The sequence below is a fragment of the Faecalicatena orotica genome, assembly GCF_905197545.1.
In the GTDB taxonomy this organism is placed as follows: domain Bacteria; phylum Bacillota; class Clostridia; order Lachnospirales; family Lachnospiraceae; genus Faecalicatena_A; species Faecalicatena_A orotica.
The window spans coordinates 127404-147064 of sequence record NZ_CAJJZH010000004.1; the positions used below are offsets into that span (position 1 = coordinate 127404).

Annotated in this window: 18 protein-coding genes; 16 read left to right on the forward strand and 2 right to left on the reverse strand. The window is 42.9% G+C overall.

What is annotated here, in order from left to right; genetic code table 11:
- The first annotated feature begins 18 nt into the window (after positions 1-18).
- From ABIN22_RS10065 to ABIN22_RS10090, 6 genes are all read left to right on the forward strand, one after another.
- On the forward strand, positions 19-1188 hold the full coding sequence (locus ABIN22_RS10065) for an iron-containing alcohol dehydrogenase (protein ID WP_346908340.1): 1170 nt from the start codon (positions 19-21) through the stop codon (positions 1186-1188).
- A gap of 105 nt (positions 1189-1293) precedes the next feature.
- Positions 1294-2040: a nickel pincer cofactor biosynthesis protein LarB gene (gene larB, locus ABIN22_RS10070; protein ID WP_118618117.1), complete on the forward strand. Its 747-nt coding sequence runs from the start codon at positions 1294-1296 to the stop codon at positions 2038-2040.
- Positions 2037-3359: a nickel pincer cofactor biosynthesis protein LarC gene (larC, locus tag ABIN22_RS10075; protein ID WP_346908342.1), complete on the forward strand. Its 1323-nt coding sequence runs from the start codon at positions 2037-2039 to the stop codon at positions 3357-3359. Before larB ends, larC begins: the two co-directional genes overlap by 4 nt.
- The gene (gene larE / locus ABIN22_RS10080) at positions 3343-4176 is read left to right on the forward strand and encodes an ATP-dependent sacrificial sulfur transferase LarE (RefSeq protein WP_346908344.1); all 834 of its coding nucleotides are present in this window, start codon (positions 3343-3345) and stop codon (positions 4174-4176) included. The genes larC and larE overlap by 17 nt, the downstream gene beginning before the upstream one ends.
- Positions 4176-4529, forward strand: coding sequence for a MerR family transcriptional regulator (locus ABIN22_RS10085; protein ID WP_346908793.1), 354 nt, complete (start codon positions 4176-4178; stop codon positions 4527-4529). Before larE ends, ABIN22_RS10085 begins: the two co-directional genes overlap by 1 nt.
- 87 nt (positions 4530-4616) lie before the next feature.
- On the forward strand, positions 4617-5894 hold the full coding sequence (locus ABIN22_RS10090) for an HD domain-containing phosphohydrolase (RefSeq protein ID WP_346908346.1): 1278 nt from the start codon (positions 4617-4619) through the stop codon (positions 5892-5894).
- A 49-nt stretch (positions 5895-5943) separates the two neighbouring features.
- Here ABIN22_RS10090 and ABIN22_RS10095 read toward each other — a convergent pair whose 3' ends face one another.
- Positions 5944-7248: an MATE family efflux transporter gene (locus ABIN22_RS10095; RefSeq protein ID WP_346908348.1), complete on the reverse strand. Its 1305-nt coding sequence runs from the start codon at positions 7246-7248 to the stop codon at positions 5944-5946.
- A gap of 352 nt (positions 7249-7600) precedes the next feature.
- On the opposite strand from ABIN22_RS10095, the gene ABIN22_RS10100 reads away from it, so the two are divergent.
- The 9 genes from ABIN22_RS10100 to ABIN22_RS10140 all read left to right on the forward strand — a co-directional run bounded on the left by ABIN22_RS10100 (position 7601) and on the right by ABIN22_RS10140 (position 17048).
- Positions 7601-8782, forward strand: a complete 1182-nt coding sequence (locus ABIN22_RS10100; protein WP_109732985.1) for a DUF4317 domain-containing protein — start codon at positions 7601-7603, stop codon at positions 8780-8782.
- A gap of 363 nt (positions 8783-9145) precedes the next feature.
- Positions 9146-9958 carry a hypothetical protein gene (locus tag ABIN22_RS10105; RefSeq protein WP_346908350.1) on the forward strand — a complete coding sequence of 271 codons (813 nt, stop codon included), beginning with the start codon at positions 9146-9148 and terminating at the stop codon, positions 9956-9958.
- Positions 9942-10817 (forward strand): hypothetical protein, encoded by an 876-nt coding sequence (locus ABIN22_RS10110; protein WP_346908352.1) that lies wholly within the window; start codon positions 9942-9944, stop codon positions 10815-10817. The genes ABIN22_RS10105 and ABIN22_RS10110 overlap by 17 nt, the downstream gene beginning before the upstream one ends.
- A complete protein-coding gene (locus ABIN22_RS10115) occupies positions 10810-11496 on the forward strand; it encodes an ATP-binding cassette domain-containing protein (protein WP_346908354.1) in 687 nt (228 codons plus the stop codon). Before ABIN22_RS10110 ends, ABIN22_RS10115 begins: the two co-directional genes overlap by 8 nt.
- Positions 11496-11669, forward strand: coding sequence for a hypothetical protein (locus tag ABIN22_RS10120; protein WP_346908356.1), 174 nt, complete (start codon positions 11496-11498; stop codon positions 11667-11669). Before ABIN22_RS10115 ends, ABIN22_RS10120 begins: the two co-directional genes overlap by 1 nt.
- A 3-nt stretch (positions 11670-11672) precedes the next feature.
- Complete coding sequence (locus ABIN22_RS10125) at positions 11673-12593, forward strand: hypothetical protein (protein ID WP_346908358.1); 921 nt, start codon at positions 11673-11675, stop codon at positions 12591-12593.
- Positions 12594-12811: 218 nt separating this feature from the next.
- Positions 12812-14020, forward strand: a complete 1209-nt coding sequence (locus ABIN22_RS10130; RefSeq protein WP_346908360.1) for an amidohydrolase family protein — start codon at positions 12812-12814, stop codon at positions 14018-14020.
- A gap of 39 nt (positions 14021-14059) precedes the next feature.
- Complete coding sequence (locus ABIN22_RS10135) at positions 14060-15853, forward strand: aminopeptidase P family protein (RefSeq protein ID WP_109732989.1); 1794 nt, start codon at positions 14060-14062, stop codon at positions 15851-15853.
- Position 15854: 1 nt separating this feature from the next.
- Complete coding sequence (locus tag ABIN22_RS10140; RefSeq protein ID WP_346908362.1) at positions 15855-17048, forward strand: MalY/PatB family protein; 1194 nt, start codon at positions 15855-15857, stop codon at positions 17046-17048.
- 137 nt (positions 17049-17185) lie between these two features.
- On the opposite strand, the gene ABIN22_RS10145 is transcribed toward ABIN22_RS10140, so the two are convergent.
- Positions 17186-18100, reverse strand: a complete 915-nt coding sequence (locus ABIN22_RS10145) for a LysR family transcriptional regulator (RefSeq protein WP_346908364.1) — start codon at positions 18098-18100, stop codon at positions 17186-17188.
- Between the two features lie 199 nt (positions 18101-18299).
- Here ABIN22_RS10145 and ABIN22_RS10150 point away from each other — a divergent pair, with 199 nt between their 5' ends.
- The gene (locus ABIN22_RS10150) at positions 18300-19652 is read left to right on the forward strand and encodes a GntP family permease (protein WP_346908366.1); all 1353 of its coding nucleotides are present in this window, start codon (positions 18300-18302) and stop codon (positions 19650-19652) included.
- Positions 19653-19661: the final 9 nt, after the last annotated feature.

The window sequence follows — 19661 nt, forward strand, 5'->3', positions numbered from 1 at the left end:
AAGAAGGAGGCATTTTTTATGAACAGTTTTGTATATGATATCCCTGTAAAGGTATATTTTGGCGAGAACCAGCTTGGAAATCTTGGGGCGGAGTTAAAGAAATTCGGAAACAGGGTACTGCTTACTTACGGCGGGGGCTCTATCAAAAAATCAGGCCTGTATGACAGTGTTACTGATGAAATCAGAAAGGCAGGACTCGAATTGTTTGAACTGTCAGGGATTGAGCCAAATCCGCGTATCGATTCTGTGCGAAAAGGGGCTCAGATTTGTAAGGATGAGAAGATCGATGTTCTTTTGGCTGTCGGTGGAGGATCTACGATTGATGCGACTAAGTATATGGCAGCAGGAGCCTGCGTGGACCATGATCCGTGGGAGTTTTTCAGTAAGTGGGCACCGATAGAAAAAGCACTTCCCATTGTTACCGTACTGACGCTCTCTGCGACGGGGTCTGAGATGGACCCGGGCGGAGTGATCAGTAATCCTGAGACAAAAGATAAGATCGGAAGGCTGGCACCGCAGCTCCTTCCAAAGGTTTCTTTCCTTGACCCGACACTGACGTATTCTGTCAGTGAGTACCAGACGGCATGCGGGGCAGCCGATATGATGTCACATATTATGGAAGTTTATTTTAACATGGAGCAGGATTTATATATGCTTGATTGCTTTATGGAAGGTTTGATGAAGACAATCATAAAGTTTGCGCCTGCAGCCATGAAGGAGCCAGATAATTATGAGGCACGCGCCAATCTGATGTGGGCATCGAGCTGGGCAATCAATGGATTTGTGAATGGAGGAAAGCAGCAGGAATGGAGCTGCCATCCGATGGAGCATGAGGTTTCGGCAATCTATGACATCACACATGGCCTGGGCCTGGCAATTCTGACACCGAGATGGATGGAATACTGTCTGGATGAGACAACTGCTTCTAAATACTATCAATTTGGGGTAAATGTATTTGGGATTGATGCTTCCCTTCCTGAAATGGAGGCCGCTAAGAAGAGTATTGAGATGCTGAAGGAATTTTTATATGGTACACTGGGACTGAAAAGCAGCTTTGAAGAAGTAGGGATTGATGACAGTAATTTTGAAATCATGGCAAAAAAGGCATGTATGGGAGAGACACTGGAGGGATTCAAGTCTCTTAAGCAAAAGGATATTGAAGAAATATTTAAGATGTGTCTGAAATAGAACCGACTCTGTCTATCAACTAAAAAAAATGCAGCAGGCTGCGTGACAACGGAGTGAAGAACAGATATAATAAGAAGATGACCACGAAGAATGAGGTGACAATAGATGGAAACACATGAGGTGCTGGAAAAAGTCAGAAAAGGCGAGATGTCCGTTGAGGAAGCGGAACAGTATTTCCGGAGGGAGCCTTTTGAGGAGATGGGGTATGCAAAGCTGGATACCCATAGAAAGTTAAGGTCCGGTTTTCCGGAGGTGGTCTTTTGCAGCGGGAAGACGGATGAGCATTTACTTCATATTTATAAAAAGCTGTATGAGGAGGAAGGCGAGGTATTCGGGACAAGGGCATCAAAAGAACAGTATGATTTCCTGAAGAAGGAACTGCCGGAGGCAGAATACGACCCTCTTTCCAAAATTCTTAAGATTGAAAAGAAAGAAAAAGAGCATATCGGGAAAATTGCTGTCTGCACGGCAGGGACAGCGGATATTCCGGTTGCGGAGGAAGCGGCCCAGACGGCAGAATATTTTGGGAGCTATGTGGAGCGGATATATGATGTTGGTGTCAGCGGCATACATCGCCTGATGTCCCGTCTGGATGTTATCCAGAGCGCCAACTGTGTAGTTGCGGCGGCAGGTATGGAGGGGGCTCTGGCCAGTGTGCTTGGGGGGCTTGTAGATAAGCCTGTTATTGCGGTGCCCACATCAGTCGGTTATGGAGCCAATTTCCACGGCCTTTCAGCACTGCTTACGATGATTAATTCCTGTGCCAACGGGATCGCGGTAGTTAATATTGACAATGGCTACGGGGCAGGGTATATTGCGACACAGATTAACAGACTGGGGGAGAGACAATGAGCAGAACATTATACATGGAGTGTGGCTCGGGAATCAGTGGAGACATGGTAGTCGCGGCGCTTCTGGACCTTGGTGCGGATGAGAAGGTTTTACGGGACACACTGGACAGCCTGCATGTTTCCGGCCACCGGATCGAGATCAGCAGGGTCTCAAAAAACGGACTGGACGCCTGCGATTTTCGCGTGATTCTGGATGAGGAGCATGAAAATCATGACCACGACATGGCGTATCTTCACGGACACGGGGATGGCATACATGAGCCGGTGCACGGTCATAACCATAGCCATGAACACACTCATGGACATGACAATGAGCATAACCACGGGGAAACAGCAGCACACAGCCATACTCACGAACACCGGAATTTGACGGATATTCTTTCCATTATAGGAGATTCGGCCATGACAGAGGCTGCAAAGAAGTGTGCGGTACATATTTTTGAAATTCTGGCACAGGCGGAAGCGAAAGCACATGGTGTGCCTGTGGAAGAAGTACATTTCCATGAGGTGGGGGCTGTTGACTCTATCATCGATATTGCGGCCACAGCAGTCTGTCTGGATAATCTGGGAATCGAAGAGGTGATTATCCCCGTTTTGAATGAGGGGTCAGGATATATCCGCTGCCAGCACGGGATGATTCCTGTCCCGGTACCCGCAGTTTCTGCCATAGTACAGGCATACGCCCTGACACTTCATATGACGGGGATAGAGGGAGAACTTGTAACACCGACTGGGGCTGCCATTGCAGCAGCGGTCCGGACATCGGAAAAGCTGCCGGATAAGTTTACCATTCAAAGAACTGGGACCGGAGCCGGAAAGAGAAGCTATGAAAGGCCAAGCCTGCTCCGTGCGATGCTGATTGAATCCAGAGAGATTGAAGAAGATTGTATTTATAAACTGGAAACGAATATTGATGACTGTACAGGCGAGGCCCTCGGGTATGTGATGCAAAGACTGCTTGAAGCCGGGGCGAGGGATGTCCATTATATGCCCGTCTTTATGAAGAAAAACCGTCCCGCATATCAGCTGAATGTTATCTGCAGTGAAAAAGATGTTGAAAAGATGGAAGAAATTATTTTCATGGAGACTACAACGATCGGTATACGCAGACAGAAAATGGAGCGGAGTGTTTTAAAGAGAGAAACTAAGGAAATTGAGACTTCTCTTGGAAAAGCGGGTATAAAGATATGCAGACTTCCATCACGAACACGCATTTATCCGGAATATGAGAGTGTAGCGCAGTTAAGCAGAAAAACAGGGCTGTCCTGGCAGGAAGTATATGAATTAGTTGGGAGGGAAGCCCGTGACAGAGTACAGTAAGAAGCGAAAGGCTTTCCTGAATGCCATGGGGGAATATACGAAACACGATATTGCAGTGGCATTTTCAGGAGGGGCAGACAGCAGCCTGATTCTGAGAGCTGCCTGTGAGGAGGCAGAAGCATATGGAAGCAGGGTATATGCAGTTACGATGCAGACCGAACTTCATACGATGGAGGATTTAAAAACGGCTGAAAAAGTAGCGGAGGAAACGGGGGCATATCATATCGTTCTCCGTATAAATGAACTGGAGGAAGCGGGAATTGAGATGAATCCGGTTAATCGCTGTTATCTCTGTAAAAGACTTTTGTTTTCCAGACTGCGTGAGAGGGTTTGCCAGCTTGGAATCGACATGATTTTGGAGGGGACCAATGCAGATGATTTGAAGGCGTACCGCCCGGGAATCAAGGCAGTTGAGGAACTGGGGATCGTAAGTCCCCTTAAGGATGCGGGATTTACCAAACAGGAAGTACGGCAGATGGCAGCTGAATATGGAATTTCAGTGGCGGAACGCCCGGCGGCCCCGTGTATGGCAACAAGATTCCCATACGGGACAAGGCTGACAAAAGAGAAGATGGCGGCGGCAGCTATGGGGGAAGCATACATTAAGACGCTTGGCTTTTATAATGTGAGGCTGCGGGTCAATGATGAACTCGTACGCATAGAAGTTGACCGGGACCGGCTGGAGCAGGTGCTGAAATATAAAAAAGAAATCACAGACTACTTAAAGAGGCTGGGATACAGATATGTGACGCTTGATCTGGAAGGCTTCAGGTCAGGCAGCATGGATCTGGAACTCGGGGGAAAAGGGGGCATATGATGACGATAACAGAAGTTAGTAAAAAGTATGATATCACTGCCGATACACTCCGCTATTATGAAAGAATAGGCCTGATCCCGCCGGTTCCCAGAACAAAGGGGGGCGTGAGGAATTACGATGAAGATTCCTGCCGCTGGATCGAAATGATGAAATGCCTGCGTAAAGCGGGTGTTCAGATTGAGGCACTGATCGAATATGTGGCATTATATAAGCAGGGTGATTCTACGCTTGATGCAAGAAAAGCAATTCTGGTTGAACAACGCAGCCAGCTTGTGGACAGGATGGAAGATATGAGGGCATCTCTGGAGAGACTCGATGATAAGATTGAAAGATATGAAAATGGACTTATGTAAACTGAAAAATTGCTTAATAAATAAAATGATATGGATTTCTGCGCGCTAGAGCTGAAAGGCAGGAAGACTCGCAGTGGAGGAAAAGAGATGATAACAGGTTCCATAATTAAAAGTGAGGATATTATCGGGGTAATCCAGCGAACCCTGAATGAGGTCGATACCCGGCTTGTAGAGCATGGTGTGCGGGTGGCATATCTGGTATCTGGAATGTTGAAAGTGGATGGCGGATTTACGGATAAAGAGATGCAGGATATCTGCATCCTTTCTGTACTGCATGATATAGGGGCCTACAAGACGGAAGAGATAGACCGTCTGGTGCAGTTCGAAACGGGAGACGTATGGGAGCACTCCATATATGGTTATCTGTTCCTGCGTTATCTTTCTCCACTGGATGAATGGGCCGAGGCGGTCCTGTACCACCATGTGCCCTATGAAAGAATTCCCCATACAAGGCAGGAAATAAAGAAGGTAGCGCAGATGATAAGCCTAGCCGACCGGATGGAGATTTTCAGCAGAAATGCCAGGCAGGAAGGAACAAACGCCAAGATGTGGGAGGCAGCAGTAGAATATCTGGACAAGAGGCGTCCGGGCCAGTTTTCGGATGAAGTTACAGCGTCTTTTTTACAGGCTCAGAATGAATTTTCCATTTATGACAAATTAAAAGAGGAGAGCATTGATTTCTATGAGGTTTACCCGGGTGTGACTCTAACTGAGGACGAATGTATGAAGTATCTCAGGATGATGACATATGCCATAGATTTCCGCAGTCAGCATACAGTAACGCATACAATTACGACAACCAGCATCAGCAGCAGCTGTGCCCGCTATATGGGGATTTCAGCGGATCGGATCGAACGGATAAGGTATGGGGCGATGCTGCACGACCTCGGTAAAATCGGAATCCCGGTGGAGATACTGGAATATCCGGGAAAGCTTAGTGCACAGGCGATGAATATCATGAGGACACATGTGGACATCACAGAGCGGATACTGAATAAAGCAGCGGCGGAAGATGTCACGAGGATCGCCCTGAGGCACCATGAGAAAATTGATGGGAGCGGTTATCCCCGCGGGCTTAAGGGGGAGGATATGACTCTGGACGAGGAGATCGTGGCGGTTTCAGATATTGTCAGTGCGCTGATCGGAACGCGTAGTTACAAATCTGCTTTTTCCAAGGACCGTACGTTGTCTATTATTCAGGAGATGTCTGATGAAGGAAAGTTAAATCCCGAAGTTGTCGGTACGATGAAGAAAAATTTCAATGCGATCATAGACGAAGTGGCAGAAAACTGTGCGACCGCACTTCAGAATTATTATGGGATCCAGTCGGAATACCGTAGACTGCTGGTCAAATATCTTTCTTAAAAGTAAAGAAGTCTAAAGCAGCCGGGGCATTTGTGCTCCGGCTGTTGTTTTATCTTGAACGGCAAAGCAGGAACAAAACTACCATAGTTACCAATGCTTCAGCGGCAGGCACTGTCAGCCAGATTCCGGTGAGCCCGAAGAGGGCTGACAGGATAAAAGCAAGTGGAATAACCAGTAAAAATCCCCTTAGGCATGAAATAAGGAATGCATTTCCCGGCCTGTCGATGGAACTGAAATAGGCGGCAGTAATGATATTAATTCCGATGAACAGGAAGGCCGTAAAGTAAATATGCATTCCCTGCACTGCAATTGCATGGAGAGCCGCATCTTTATCTTTATTAAAAAGCTCCACGATTGGATCGGAAAAGAAAAACATGCACCCATAAGAAAACAGCGCAAACAGACCGGATGTAATCAGGGCATAGCGAAGCACCTTTTTGATATTTCCATGTTCCTTTTTCCCGAAGCAGCTGCTTAAGACCGGCTGGATACCCTGTGAGATACCGGTGAAAATAGAAATCAGTACAAGTGCGATATTCGCTAGAATGCCATACGCGGCAACGCCCAGATTACCGCTGTCTTTCAGGATCAGCATATTGAAAATGATCATAACTACCCCGGAGGAAACTTCTACAATCAGAGAGGAAACTCCGAGAGAACAAATATCCCTGATACTTTTGAAATGTATCCCGGTACGGCAGAAAGAAAAGTTGTTTTCTTTCCTGATAAAATGCCGCGAAAGGACAAGCATACTAATAACAGGGGCGATTCCAGTTGCCAGGGCGGCACCTGCCATTCCCAGCTGAAGCGGAAATATGAGAATGTAATCCAGCACAATATTGGCAAAGCTTCCAAGCAGCATGGCTGTCATAGAGAGCTGCGGCCTGCCGTCGTTGCGGACAAAAGCAATTAGCAGATTATTCATCATGAACATCGGTGCGAATAAGAGCAGGATGCGCAGATAAACACCGGTCAGTGAAAGGATCGTGGAATCAGCGCCCAAAAGGCCGGCCAGCTGATAGGGCAGAAACAGGCCAATCAGAAAAAATACTGCTGCAAGACAAAGCATAAAACAAAAAGCCTGGGTAAAGATGGTCTTCCTTACAGTTTTATCGCCTCTTCCTCCGGCGATGGAGTAACGGGTTGCGCCGCCGATCCCGATCATCAGCCCCAGTCCATTCACAAAGCTGTAGGCCGGGATTGCAAGGTTGAGCGCGGTCAGCCCGTCGGTTCCGACGCCTCTTGCAATAAAAAAAGTATCCGCCAGAATATAGCAGGAAAGGCCGACCATTCCCAGAATATTTGCGGAGACGTATTTGATAAAGGTTCGTAAAATAGAGTTCGTCTGGTTCATTTTATTATTCTCCTGTTTTCATATGATATGGATTCTTCCGGACAAAATAAAAGCATTCGTTCCCCCATACCTTCTAAGGCCTGCCGGTATGGGGTACGAATGCTTTTAGTTTCCCTACCCGGCGGCAGGGACAAGCATCTTTCATCGGAGGGAAAATACTTTTCGCTTCCGAATACATTTCAATGTTGTATTTGTGAAATTTATACTATCATAGATTAAATAAGAAATCAATGCTTTTCTGAAATCGGTTTTCGGTGTAAAATAGCATTACGCTGTTGTTCACAGGCAGCCCTGTAAACAGTAAAGCAGGTTTTGTGCAGATATTAAGTCATAGAAGAAAGAGGGAAGATAAATGAATAAGAAAGAAGTACTGGAGATAAGAAAACAATTTACACCAGCCAACTGTGCCATCACCCGCATCTGTGGATGCTATGTAGACCATGAAAAGAATAAGAAAATGGAATCGAGAGATGCATTCCTTTCCCTTCCGGAAGAAGAGGCATTTAAGTACTTTGATATTTTTAAAAAGACAATGTCAGGCACAATGGGGCGCAATATGCTGAACATGGAGTTCCCGCTGGACGCGGAGATGCCGGGCGGAACACAGGAATTCCTAATGAAGCTTCGGAACAGTAAGCTGGAAGACGATATGCTTCTGGAAGAATTTTATGATAAAGTAATCGAAAGCTACATATATGAAGAAAACTATTATATCGTCCTTATACATGCAATGTACGATATCCCCGGTAAATCCTCGGATAATATCGAGATGTTCGATGCGTCTGATAATGTATATGAGTACCTGCTCTGCAGTATCTGCCCGGTCAGCCTTTCCAAGCCAGGGCTCTGCTACAATGCGGAGGATAATAGGATACAGGACAGAATTCGTGACTGGATCGTAGATGTGCCGGATAAAGGATTTTTGTTTCCTGCATTTACAGACCGTAATATGGATATCCACGGTGTTTTATACTATACGAAAAAGTCTGAGGATCTGCAGGAAGAATTTATCGACCATGTGTTAGGTGCCAAGATGCCGATGTCCGCAGATACACAGAAAGAGACATTCCAGATGCTGATCGAGGATACACTTGGAGAGGATGGGGATTACGAGACTGTCCGTAATATCCATGAGACCCTGAACGAACTGATCGAGGAGCATAAGGAAGAGCCCGAGCCGCTTGCTCTTGACAAGACGGATGTTAAAAAAATCTTTGAAAAGAGCGGTGTACCGAATGAGAAGATGGAAACGTTTGAAGAGAATTTTGAGGAGACAGCAGGAGAAAAGGCTTCCCTTCTGGCAGCCAATATCGCGGAGACACGTAAGTTCAATATCGAGACGCCGGACGTTGTGATCAAGGTAAATCCGGAGCGCATGGACCTCGTAGAGACGAGGATCATTGACGGAAGGCAGTGCCTTGTGATTGCGGTGGACGACCATATTGAGGTGAACGGGGTCAATGTCCGCACCGTGAAAGCTCCGGGGAGTATTACTGTTGCCGGGAATGAGGAAACTGAAGATATAGAGCAGTAAAATAAGTGAAAGTGGCTGTGGTTAATCCCCTGGGGTCACTACCCAATAAAATTATGAATGAAAATTTAGCGTTGCTAGAAAATAAAATTTAGCAGTTATGAGCTGTAGACGGGCCTGGGACAACTCCCTGCCCGTCTTTTTTGAATTCATAAATATTTAGTAAACTTTATTTACAGGTCCATTACATTTCTTTTCCGACAGACTTAGTGATACTTGAAAGTATTCAGAATTATTAATTTGAGGACAGGAATGATACTGTTAAGGGATATTTAATTGAAAAAAATTAGATAATTGTTATAATAAATTTATAGAATACAGAATAATTAAATGAGATACAATTAGCCATTGTGGGGGAGAGTTTGATTGAAAAAAATATTAGAAAATATTAGATATGATTTGTATCGAAGTATGTTTAGAAAATCATATGTGGTTAAGATTATTCTCATTGCCGCTGTATGCCTGATGAGTCAGGTGGATGTATTAAGAGATCTATATTATGGAAGATCGCTTGAGGGGTATGACATTATTGGAGTGTATAATTTCATTATACATTTCGATCGGTTTAAAATTGTTTTACTTGTCATTATTGCTTCAATTTATACAGACAGTTTTTGTGTTGATTTTAATTGTCACTATTTAAAATATATTATTGTCCGAAGTGGTTTGAAAATATATATTATATCCAGAATCATTGCTATTTGTATTTCAGGGATCATTGCTTATATTGGAGGAGTTACAGTTTATTTCATAATTTTGGCATCTAAAATGCCGCTGACAGAACTAGAAAATCCTATTTTCCCACAAGAAGCATTTGCTTCATTTGAAGAGCTGCCACCGCATGAACATGCATGGCTGTGGCTTACGCTGACATCAGTCTTGTTTATTTTATCTGTTCTGATATTTTGCGTGGCCGGATTCTATCTTTCTATCTTTTTAACCGATTCACTGGCAGCTATATGTATGCCAACTATTTTATATTTTGCTTTAGCGAGTGTGACATTCCTGTTCCCGGAAATATTATATATACCAGCCTATGGAAATAATGTGTTATTACTAAATGGAGGTATGTGGGTAAATTATTTTTATAAGATACTGGTAAATATTGCTGGGATTGTATTGTTTACGGCTCTCTCTTATTTGAAATTGAGGAGAAAAGGCTATGAAGGAGTGCTTTAAAAAATCCTGGAACTATTTTAAAATAAAAATGAACAATATATTATATAACCAACATTTCTGGATTATAATTGTTATTATTTTTATTGTTATTTTTGAGTATACCAAGGACATACGTATTATGATAAAAATGACAGGGGTTCCTATTACACCCTATTTTATCACATTTTTTTTGAGCGACTATGTGGTTGCTTCAGGGGTAATGAAAATTTTAATATTACTTGGTTTTGTGGCTGTTATTTGCAACGTTTCTAAGATGTATCAAGAAAAATATTATTTTATTATACGTACAGGGTACAAAGCAGGTGTATTTGGCGATGCATTATTTATAGGAGCAGTTTCTGTTATTTATGCAGCAATAATTTATTTGTTTAGTATCATATGTTTTTTACCGAATTTGGAATTTCAGTTGGGCTGGGGAAAAATCATTAGCACTTTGGCTTATACTGATGCCTCTGTGCAATATGCTTCAGTTTTTGTGATAAATAGCAGAATAATTGATATCTATAATCCGGTTGAAGCTACTTTACTGTCGTTTACATTACTGGTTTTAGGGTGTTGGATGTTGGGGATGCTTGTCTATGTTGTCAATGTTATCTCTAATAATAAAGCGCTTGGAATAGCTATAGCGTGTATTTTAATATTGATTAGTCCAATTGTGATTTATTATAGGATACCTGCATTGTATTGGGTATCACCAATGACATGGGTTAGTATCGGCTGTTTAACTCCTGTTTTGGATTCAGATTATCCGTCGGTGTTTTATGCGGCGGGAATGTTTATGCTTATGCTGACAGTAATCTTAATAATACTTAATAAACATACCGCACGAATGGAGATTAAGGGTGATTATCATGGCTGATGTTAGAGTTAAAGTGAAAAACCTGAGTAAGAACTTTGGTAATAATGTAGTGTTAGACCGTGTTTCTATGGAGTTGGAAAAGGGAAAGATATATGGACTTATTGGCAGAAACGGATCGGGGAAAACTGTTTTAATGAAATGTATTTGTGGATTCCTATTGCCATCATCAGGAGAAATACTAATAGATGGTCAAAAAATGTCAGAGAATGCTCATCTACTTAATGATTTCGGTATAATTATAGAAGCACCGGGTTTTTTGCCTAATTATTCCGCTGTTAAAAACTTGCAATTGTTATCCTCAATCAGGGGAAGATGTGACCTTAATCATATCATAGACTGTATAAAATTAGTTGGACTTGATCCTTCATCCAGAAAAAAAGTTTCGAAATACTCAATGGGCATGAAACAGCGTCTTGGAATTGCGCAGGCGATAATGGAATATTCTAATATTTTAATATTAGATGAACCAATGAATGGATTAGATAATCAAGGCGTGGATGACATGAGAAAATTATTTATGAAACTGCGTGAAGAAGGGAATTTAATATTGTTAGCGTCTCACAATAGAGAGGATATAGAATCACTATGTGATGAGGTATTCGAGATGAATGCTGGAAGATTGATTAAAAAAAATGAGGACATGAAGACTAAAGGAAACTCTTCAGGGGGAGGATTATAATGGTGGAAAAATATTTAAAGGTTATTTTTGTAATCCTTATTATGATGATTTTTACAGTAAATTGTACAAAGAAAGAAGAAATGCAAAAAAATTCAGAAGAGTTTGACATTCAAGTTGATGAAAAGATTAATGAGAATTTAAAGGTTAAAATTAGTAAAGCGTTTTCAGAATAGGAAGTGAAAAATCAGGCAGTACTATCAGTTGAGCCTTATCCATTAACTGAGAAATGGGCACAGGGATTGGCAGATAAATATTTTCATATAGACGGCAGCGTTAAACTGAATAGAAATAAAGAATATGAGGAAAGTTTTGGAGATTTATGTTTTGATATATCAGGAGATGAATATTATTTTTTAGCGAAATTAGATTCTATTACTTTCTATACAGATAAAAACTTTGATAATGAAGCCCGGGTCTATTTTGAAGATGCTTTTGGTCTGTACCCTTACTTTAAAGAGGATGCTGCCAAGTATTATGACCAGAGTGACTTGACGAAAATGAGTTATCAGGAAGCTAAGGAACTTTGTATGAGTGTTTTATCTGATTCCGGTTTTACATATTTTGAGCCGGGAATAGAAGGTTTTACAATTACGTCTGAGGCTATGAGGAAGTACAGAGAAGCGAATCCCGACATATTTAATGCAGAGTTGGATAAAACAGGAGACTGGCTTAAGTCAGATGGTTTCTATGTGTTTTGTTTTCCCACAGAAGTAAATGGAGACAAAATTCGTGGGAACAGTATTTTTGTGGATTATGCGCAGTTTCTAGTATGTGACAACAAGATTATCTCAGCCTTCATACCTTCAAAATTAAAAGTTAAGGAACAAGAAAAAAAGCAAATTAAGGATCCCCAGTATGTACTTGATAATATTATAACAATGTATGAAAATATCATATTGACCCAGAAAGTAGAAATTTATGACTTGAATATGATATATGCATGCACTAAAATGAATTCTACACAAGGAGAAGGCATCAGGTCGTGGGAATATATTTGTGCACCTATATGGGAGTTTAGTGTAAGGTTTACAGATGAAACAGGAGTTATGGAAGGGAATGTTTTATATAATGCTGTAACGGGAGAGCGGATATATTAGTATTGAAAACAATTTTTGGTGAATAATAGTAAAAAATGCACGATTAGTTAAATGTTAGTTGTGAAAAAAGTATAGACTAAGACCCTAACTATGATTGAAATCTTATATAAAATGTGGTATTGTTAAAATATGGACAATGAGAGGCAAAAATGTATGAGGATATAGCCTTGTGGCATGGGGAATGTCAAAAAGCAGTGTTGTCCGGGAAAGGAAGGTATATGGGTATGATTTATTGTGGTAAGCATTTACTAACAGGAGACGGCAAGACACATCTGACAGACGCAGCGGTGGTTGTAAATGAAGCAGGTAAGATTCAGGACGTAGGGACAAAAGCAGATATGGTACAGAAATATCCTGATGAAGAAGTGAAAGATTACGGTGATGTGACACTTCTGCCGGGATTGTGCGATATGCATGTTCATTTTGGCTATTACTACAGCCAGCCGGATCAGTATAACTATGACGATTACATGATCGCTTATTATGCGCAGGAGCAGGCAAAGACCGCATTAAGCCTTGGCATCACGACTGTGCGTGACCTTTCTTCACCTCACAATTTGTGCAAGCAGCTCAGACTGGCAGGGGAAAAGGGATACTGCAGGGTCCCAAGGATTATCCACTCAGATGCAGGTATGTGCATGACAGGCGGACACGGACATGATGACGGGATCGAGGAAGTAGACGGAGAATGGGAAATCCGCAAAGAGATCAGAAAGCAGATCCGTGACGGCGCTGACTGGGTAAAGATCCTGACAAGCAACCGTACAAGTATTCCGGAATTTACACAGGCTGAACTGAATGCGGCAGTGGATGAATCACACCGTGTAGGCAAAAAGTGCGCAGTACATGCTGGACTCCAGCCGGCACTGCAGATGTCAATCGATGCCGGGTTCGATACGATAGAGCATGGAACCTTCCTTACATACGATCAGGTAAAACAGATGGCTGCAAACGGACAGGCATGGGTACCTACGATGACAGCCTATACCGTACTTTATGAGTTCTGCAAAGAAAAAATTGAGGCAGGATTTGACTCAGGCGACAGAATCGCTGCAAAAGCAATTAAAGATATGGCATTCTTTGAACCGGCTTACAATGCATATAAAGATAACTTCAAAAAATTCTATGACACTGGCGTTACGGTTTGTACGGGAAGTGATATGGTACTTTATGAGGCTCCTCCGCTCCCGATTAATCGTGAACTGGAACTGATGGTAGAATATGGAATTACACCGATCCAGGCAATCGAGACTGCAACTTCCAACCCGGCAAAAGTACTGGATCTGGAGGATGTTATGGGACAGCTGAAACCGGGCCTTGAGGCGGACATGATTGTTGTAAAGGGAAATGTTGCTGAGGACATCAAAGCTGTGAATAATCTTGTAGATGTATACATGAGCGGGGAACTGGTATACGAAAGTAAATAAGGTTCATTTTATTCTGGTAAAGAAAGAGAGGACTTAATCATGAATGTAACAGAACGTGTAGCTGCACTTAGAAAAGTAATGGCGGAAAAAGGGATCGATGCTTACATGGTTCCATCTGCTGATTTTCATCAGAGTGAATATGTTGGGGAATATTTTAAGGCAAGAAGATACATATCCGGATTTACAGGTTCCGCAGGAACTGTAGTCATAACACAGGACGACGGCGGACTGTGGACAGACGGAAGATATTTTATTCAGGCGGAGACACAGTTAAAGGGAAGCCCAATCCGTTTGTTTAAAATAAATGAACCAGGATATCCTACCGTAGAGGAATATCTTGCGGATGTTGTTCCGGAAGGCGGTACAGTCGGATTTGACGGACGTGTCATCCCGGTTGTGGAAGGAAAAGCTCTTGAGGAAGCGTTTGCAAAGAAGAATATTAAGATGCATGACGGCGAAGACCTGATTGATTTAATCTGGGAAGACCGCCCGGCCATGTCTGAGGAGAAAGCATTCCTTCTTGATGTGAAATATGCAGGAGAGTCTTTTGAATCCAAACTGGAAAGAATCCGCAAAACAATGCGTGAAAATGGCGCAAATGTCCATGTAATCGCTACTTTGGATGAAGTGGCATGGCTGTTTAACATCCGTGGGAATGATGTTGTATACACTCCGGTTATTCTTGGATATGCAGCTGTTACACTAGATAAAGTATACTTGTTTATGGATGAAAGAAAACTAAATGATGAGATCAAAGAGTCCTTTGGAAAAGTAACAGTAGAGATCCGCCCGTATAATGATGTCTATGATTATGTGAAGAATCTGTCTCCGGAGGAAATCGTAATGATCGATCCGGAAAGGATGAACTACAAGCTTTATAAGAGCATACCGGCAGAGGTGTCAAAGGTTGAAGCAGAGAATCCGGCAGTTCTGATGAAGGGCATGAAGAATGAAGTAGAGATTGCCAATACAAGAAATGCTTATATCAAAGACGGTATCGCCTGCACGAAGTTCATGTACTGGCTGAAAACGAACATCGGCAAGATGAAGATCACTGAGATCAGCGCGGCCGACGAGCTGGAGCGGTTAAGAAGAGAGCAGGAAGGCTTTATTGACTTAAGCTTCGAAACGATTGCCGGATACAAGGAACATGCAGCTATGATGCACTATGCGGCTACACCTGAGACGGAATATGAACTGAAACCGGAGGGCATGCTTCTGGTAGATTCAGGCGGACACTATTATGAAGGAACAACAGATATTACGAGAACCTATGTTTTAGGAGAACTCAGCGACGAATTAAAGACACATTATACAACAGTTTTACGTTCCATGATCGATTTGTCTCTGGCAAAATTCCTTTACGGATGCCGCGGATACAATCTGGACATTCTGGCAAGACAGCCTGTATGGGATCTGGGCCTTGATTTTAAATGCGGAACAGGACATGGCGTAGGCTATATATTAAGCGTTCATGAAGGACCTACCGGATTCCGCTGGTATATCGTGCCTGAGAAGCATGAGACCCACCCGTTTGAAGAAGGAATGATTATCACGAATGAGCCGGGAATCTATATCGAAGGTTCCCACGGTATCAGAACGGAAAACCAGCTGATCGTAAAGAAAGCAGAGAAAAATGAAAATGGACAGTTCATGGAATTCGAAAATATCACAATGTCACCGATCGACCTGGATGGAATTAATCCGGAACTTCTGACAAAACGTGAGAGAGATTATCTGAATGCTTATCACAAACAGGTTTACGATGTGATCGGACCGCACCTGACAGAGGAAGAACGTGACTGGCTGAAAGAGTATACAAGGGAAGTTTAATATGAAGTATGATTTTACAACAATTATGGACAGGGCAGGTCATGACGCCATCGCAGTGGATGATATTCCGATTCCGGGTGCGAGGGTAAAGGATGGTTTCTCGAGACTCCCGATGTGGGTTGCAGACATGAATTTCCCAACGCTGCCATCCATTCTGGATGCAATGGAGGAGAGACTTAGGCACCATCATTTCGGCTATTTCAATTTATCGGATGCTTATTTTAACGGGATTATGAACTGGCATAAAGAGAGATTCGGCGTGACAGGCATGACCCGGGAAGATATCGGCTATGAAAACGGTGTACTGGGCTGTGTATCAGCCTCGATTCAGGCATTTACAGCGCCGGGGGATGCAGTACTTTTGCATTCCCCCACCTACATCGGTTTCACGAAAACGATTGAAAATATCGGGAGAAATATTATACTGAGTGACCTGAAGCTGGATGAAAACAATGTCTGGCGGATGGACTATGAAGACATGGAGAAAAAGCTCAAGGAAAACAAGATCCACTGTGCTGTGTTCTGTTCCCCGCATAATCCTACAGGAAGAGTCTGGGAGCGGGAGGAACTTGAGCGGGCAATGGAACTGTATCAGAAATATGACTGTGTTGTCATTTCTGATGAAATATGGGCGGACCTGACACTCCCCGGACATACGCATATCCCGCTGCAGACAATTTCCGAGGATGCAAAGAACCGGACAATCAGTGTTTATGCCCCGTCAAAGACCTTTAATCTGGCAGGCCTGATCGGTTCCTACCATGTCATATACAATTCTTACCTGAGAGACCGCATCGGAAAGGTTTCCGCGGCCTCACATTACAATTCCTGCAACGTGCTGTCCATGCATGCCCTGACAGGGGCATACAGCCGGGAAGGAATGGAATGGGTGGATGAACTGCGGCAGGTGCTTGCAGACAATGTTGAGTATGCTTATGGGTTCATCAACAGCCATTTCAAAGGCGTCAGACTGGCAAAACCACAGGGCACTTACATGTTGTTTCTGGATTGTGAAGAATGGCTGAAGGAACATCAGAAGTCTCTGGATGAACTACTGAGGGCGGGCGTTGAAGTCGGCGTAATCTGGCAGGACGGCAGAGCGTTCCACGGAAAATACAGTATACGGGTGAATCTGGCCCTGCCACATGCATTGGTGGAGGAGGCCTTCGACCGGCTTGACAAGTATGTGTTTTAAAAATTGATACAAGTATTTTTATAATATGGGGCGTTGCAAAATAGATGAGTAATCATCTGTGGTGCAGCGCTCCATTTTTATGTCTATTCACAAATAGCTATTCTTAGAGAGAAAATGAAACAGCCTGCCGGAATTATTCAGACAGGGAGATTTTTAATTTCTTCGATAAACTCAGATTCTGTTTTAGTTAGCGTATGGCTCTGGAGATATAACAATACGAATTCAATTGTGATTTCAGTATCTGAGATGGGAATGTAGCGTATTCTTCCATTTCCGGGAGAAAGAGCTTCTAGGTTTACGCCTATGTAAAAGGCATTCGTGTGGGTCAGGATCTCGTAGAGCATGGATTTGTCGTTGATTATGATACGCTTTTCGGATAACTTTTCGTTATAACCCCGGATATCAGAGCAGGAGAGTATGGAGGATACGTCGCTGGAAGCTATGGTGGCATGAGGGTAGTCTTTTAACTCAGATATGTATACATAGTCTTTGGCTGCCAGAGGATTCTGTTCACCGATCTGGATGTATGAATCATGAGTGGAAAGAGTGGTCCAGTGTAGATTATACATATCTGCTTTGTGTTGCCAGTACTCTCGGGTATCGCTGGAAATCAGGATAAATCCCAGAGAATATTTCCCGTCATAAAGATTAAAAATCACTTCGTTTGTGTTTGTCTCTGATAAGGAGATATTCTGGAGTCTGTGTTCCTTGTGCTTATTATAAAAATTAGTGAAGGCACGCTCAACCGCTGCGTAATGAACGGATGATACAGACAATGTCAGGATGTTGGATTTACGCCTGTCATAATACTGCTCCTGAAAACTGACAAACTGTTCATTCAACCTTTTTGCTCTCATCAGAAATTCTTTGCCCTGATGGGTAACGACTACACCGGAATTGTTTCTAAGAAACAGCGTTATTCCGATCTCATCTTCTAACTCTCTTAATGTACGGCTTAATGCAGGCTGTGAAATATATAGATTCTGAGCTGCCTTGTTGATTGAGCCGCACTGTTCGATTTCCAAGGCATATTGGAGTTGCTGAATGTTCAAAATTAACCTCCTTTGTTTTCTTTCGCCATTATCAATAAATTTCGCGTAGCTAATTTATTTATATTATACTATACTTTTTGGTTATACCCAATATCCTTTTTTACAATTATCTGACTGGGGTTCCTCTCTGCTATACTGAATTCAAGAAAAGAGCATTCCTGCAGGTTTGTGTTCGAAAATGAAAGAGAGGAATAAAGCAATGAGTAATACTTGGCTGATAATCGTATTTTTGTTATCTATGATTTACCTGTTTCTTACGATTGTAAAATTTAAAATGAATCCTTTTTTCTCTATGGTTACAGCATCACTCATTATAGGCCTGCTTGTAAAACTGGAGCCGGGAAAGATGGTATCAGGAATCACCTCTGGCTTTGGAAGTGTCATGACCAGCCTGGGAATTATTATTGTACTGGGTGGAGTGCTTGGTACCCTTCTGGCTGAGGCAGGCGCCACAGATTCTCTGGCAAATTTTATGTTGGAGAAGGTAGGAAAAAAGCGCGCCAGTCTGGCGATCAATCTGACCGGTTTTTTAATCTCAATTCCGGTTTTTTTCGGAGCTGCTTATATTGTTTTGAATCCGATTCTTCGGGTTTTGTCAAGGAAAACAAAGAAGCCTGTACAGGTATATATTACATCACTTTCCGTTGGTCTTCTGATTACACATGCGTTGGTAATCCCTACACCGGGGCCGCTGACAGTAGCAAGCACATTAAATGCAAATATAGGCTGGTTTATCATTTATTCAATCATTGTTAGTATACCGACATCTCTGATAGCAGGGTGTCTTTACGGAGAATATCTTGGGAAAAAAATCCCCTATGTAGAACCGGAAGATCCCATTGAGGATGAAATTGAGAGGGGAGAAAGAGAACAGGCACCAGCCCAGCTTGCGATTATACTGATTTTTGTACCGCTATTTTTAATCGTTCTGGGAACAATTCTCCCCTTGATTTCGCAAAATGCGATACTTGTGGCTGTCTGCGGTCTGTTGACAGCAGGCAATGGTATGATTTCCCTTTTGATCAGTGTAGCTCTTGCTGCATGGCTTTTGCGTCCTTATATCAAAAAGAAGTATGCGCCTTTGATTACAGAGTCTTTCAACGGGCTCGGCGAGACGATACTACTGTTGGGGGCAGGGGGATCATTTGGCGTGATTGTGCAGTACAGCGGAATTGGAGAGTGCTTTGTAGAATTGCTTCAGAAATGGAATCTATCCTTGTTTGTTCTGGCAGCACTTCTTGCTATTCTTCTGCGGACCACTCTGGGATCATCGGCGACTTCAAGTGTAACGACAGTTTCGATTGTAGCGCCGCTTTGTGCACAGATGGGAGCAAGTCCCATTCTTATCGGACTGACAATCTGTGCCGGCAGTCTGGCAATTTCTACACCTACAGATGCCTCTTTCTGGATTGTACAGAAGTTGGATAACTTATCAATCAAAGATACTTTCAGGACATATACATTTGGAAATGCAATAGCCTGTTTCATTTTGCTCGCTATTATTTTTGTTCTGAATGCATGCAGCGGATTTCTGCCGGGTTTAAATATATAATCATGGAGG

Excerpts from the sequence above, each read along its gene's own strand:
- ABIN22_RS10065 (WP_346908340.1), top strand. The coding sequence starts at position 19 with ATGAACAGTTTTGTATATGATATCCCTGTAAAGGTATATTTTGGCGAG.
- larB (WP_118618117.1), top strand. The coding sequence starts at position 1,294 with ATGGAAACACATGAGGTGCTGGAAAAAGTCAGAAAAGGCGAGATGTCC.
- larC (WP_346908342.1), top strand. The coding sequence starts at position 2,037 with ATGAGCAGAACATTATACATGGAGTGTGGCTCGGGAATCAGTGGAGAC.
- ABIN22_RS10085 (WP_346908793.1), top strand. The coding sequence starts at position 4,176 with ATGACGATAACAGAAGTTAGTAAAAAGTATGATATCACTGCCGATACA.
- ABIN22_RS10090 (WP_346908346.1), top strand. The coding sequence starts at position 4,617 with ATGATAACAGGTTCCATAATTAAAAGTGAGGATATTATCGGGGTAATC.
- ABIN22_RS10095 (WP_346908348.1), bottom strand. The coding sequence starts at position 7,248 with ATGAACCAGACGAACTCTATTTTACGAACCTTTATCAAATACGTCTCC.
- ABIN22_RS10100 (WP_109732985.1), top strand. The coding sequence starts at position 7,601 with ATGAATAAGAAAGAAGTACTGGAGATAAGAAAACAATTTACACCAGCC.
- ABIN22_RS10110 (WP_346908352.1), top strand. The coding sequence starts at position 9,942 with ATGAAGGAGTGCTTTAAAAAATCCTGGAACTATTTTAAAATAAAAATG.
- ABIN22_RS10115 (WP_346908354.1), top strand. The coding sequence starts at position 10,810 with ATGGCTGATGTTAGAGTTAAAGTGAAAAACCTGAGTAAGAACTTTGGT.
- ABIN22_RS10120 (WP_346908356.1), top strand. The coding sequence starts at position 11,496 with ATGGTGGAAAAATATTTAAAGGTTATTTTTGTAATCCTTATTATGATG.
- ABIN22_RS10130 (WP_346908360.1), top strand. The coding sequence starts at position 12,812 with ATGGGTATGATTTATTGTGGTAAGCATTTACTAACAGGAGACGGCAAG.
- ABIN22_RS10135 (WP_109732989.1), top strand. The coding sequence starts at position 14,060 with ATGAATGTAACAGAACGTGTAGCTGCACTTAGAAAAGTAATGGCGGAA.
- ABIN22_RS10140 (WP_346908362.1), top strand. The coding sequence starts at position 15,855 with ATGAAGTATGATTTTACAACAATTATGGACAGGGCAGGTCATGACGCC.
- ABIN22_RS10150 (WP_346908366.1), top strand. The coding sequence starts at position 18,300 with ATGAGTAATACTTGGCTGATAATCGTATTTTTGTTATCTATGATTTAC.